Here is a 1,925-nt window from a genome sequence, read left to right on the forward strand (position 1 = left end):
CGGCTGCGCAGGTCCAGGTGCGGTGCCGGGCGGGGCACCGCTCCTCCCCCGCTGGAACGGGAACGTGCGGGAGGGCAGTACGCCGTCCTCAGGCGGCTCCCACGGCGCCCGGCCCTCCGGTGCGGCCACCGGCCACGCTGCCCGCGCGGTCCCCACCGCTGACCGATCGGCCGCAGGCGGATCAGCCGCGGACGGATCGGCCGCGGACGGCAACTCCCCTTCCGGACCCGGTGGTTCGTGCCCGTCCGCACCGGGAACCGCGCCCCGCACGGCGCCCACCGCCCCCGCCGCGGAGACGAAACGGTCGTCCAGGGTGTCGCCCTTGTCGGCGGTCGCCCGGTCCTCTGCGGTCTCGTCGTACAGCCGGCCCCACCAGTCGTCGGCGGTGGCGGGCTTCTCCCCCTGCTGACTCATGCCCCTATTGTCCACCGATGGGGTGGTCCCGGTACAGAGCACGCGAAAATGCCCGTTGGGCCGCACCGCCCCCCACGGGGGTACGGCCCAACGGAGTTGCGGAACGGGCGCCGCAAACCGCCCGATACGGTCAACCGGGCGCGGCGGCGAGCCAGGTTCTGTTACACCAGTTCGATCACCCTGGCAGAAACCGGAGTTGAGCGGCGATGATGTGCCATGGCGGAAACCCGCCGTGACTCAAAACCGCCACCGGATCGAGGTTCCCTTGCTCGGCGTCATAGGTCTGGACGACGTTCAGGAGTCGGCGTACCGCTCACTCGTCGCACTGGGCGCGGCCGATGTGGCCGACCTGGCGCACCGGCTCCAGCTCCCCGAGGCCGATACGGAACGCGCCCTGCGCCGCCTCGAACGGCACGGTCTGGCCGCCCAGTCGTCCGCCAGGACCGGCCGCTGGGTGGCCGCGCCGCCGGGTGTCGCCCTGGGCGCACTGCTCACCCAGCACCGCCACGAGCTGGAACAGGCCGAGCTGGCGGCCGCGTTGCTGGTCGAGGAGTTCCGGGCGGAGGCGAGGGAGCCGGCGGTGCTCGACCTGGTGGAGGTGGTCACCGGGGCGAACGCGGTGTCCCAGCGCTTCCTCCAGCTGCAGCTGGGTGCGACGGACGAGGTCTGTGCGCTGGTGACGGGCGGCGACCCGATCGCGGTGTCCGGCGTTGACAACGATGCCGAGGAGCGGGCGGCGACGCGTGGGGTCGCCTACCGGGTGGTACTGGAGCGGGTCGTCCTGGAAGCGCCCGGCGGGATAGCGGCGCTGGCCGAGGCGATGGGCCGCAAGGAACAGGTACGGGTCGTCGACCGGGTGCCGACGAAGCTGGTGATCGCGGACCGGAGCCTGGCGATGGTGCCGCTGACCGGCCGGGGCGCACAGCCTTCCGCGCTCGTCGTCCATGGCAGCGGGCTCCTGGAGTCACTGCGCGGACTCTTCGAGGCGGTCTGGCGGGAGGCGCTGCCCCTGCGGCTGGGTCACGGTGGAGAGGTCGCCGAGGAGGGCGTACCCGGCCCCGATGCCACGGATCTGCAGATCCTCTCGCTCCTGCTGGCCGGGATGACGGACGCGAGCGTCGCCAAGCAGCTGGAGCTCGGGCTGCGCACGGTGCAGCGGAGGGTGAAGGGCCTGATGGAGCTGACCGGGGTCAGCACACGGCTGCAGCTCGGCTGGCACGCGTACGAGAAGGGGTGGGTCGCCCGGGACCCCGTCCGGAACACCGCCACCCCGAACACCGCCACCCCGAACACCGCCACCGCGAACACGGCCACCCCGAACGCAGCCGCCCTGAACACCGCTGCCCAGGACACGCCTGGCCGGAGCACACCGGCCGGAGCCGTCGAGGGAAGCGGCTGACGGCCCCCCGGGCAGCCGCACCCGCCGCACCCGCCGCACCCGTCGGGCGCCCACCCAGGATGCGCACGTCCAGGACCCGGGCAGCGCGGGCGCCCCGGGTGGCGCGGGCGAC

At 73.6% G+C, this 1,925-nt stretch carries 1 protein-coding gene and 1 pseudogene; one reads left to right on the forward strand and one right to left on the reverse strand.

Annotated elements, in window-relative coordinates; translation table 11 throughout:
• Positions 1-414, reverse strand: a pseudogene (locus tag G3I19_RS36280) (hypothetical protein); the annotation flags it as partial.
• Positions 415-679: 265 nt separating this feature from the next.
• Between G3I19_RS36280 and G3I19_RS36285 the strand changes: the two are divergent.
• Complete coding sequence (locus G3I19_RS36285) at positions 680-1,813, forward strand: helix-turn-helix domain-containing protein (protein ID WP_164267917.1); 1,134 nt, start codon at positions 680-682, stop codon at positions 1,811-1,813.
• The last annotated feature ends 112 nt before the right edge of the window (positions 1,814-1,925 follow it).

The organism is Streptomyces sp. SID10853 (assembly GCF_010548145.1).
In the GTDB taxonomy this organism is placed as follows: domain Bacteria; phylum Actinomycetota; class Actinomycetes; order Streptomycetales; family Streptomycetaceae; genus Streptomyces.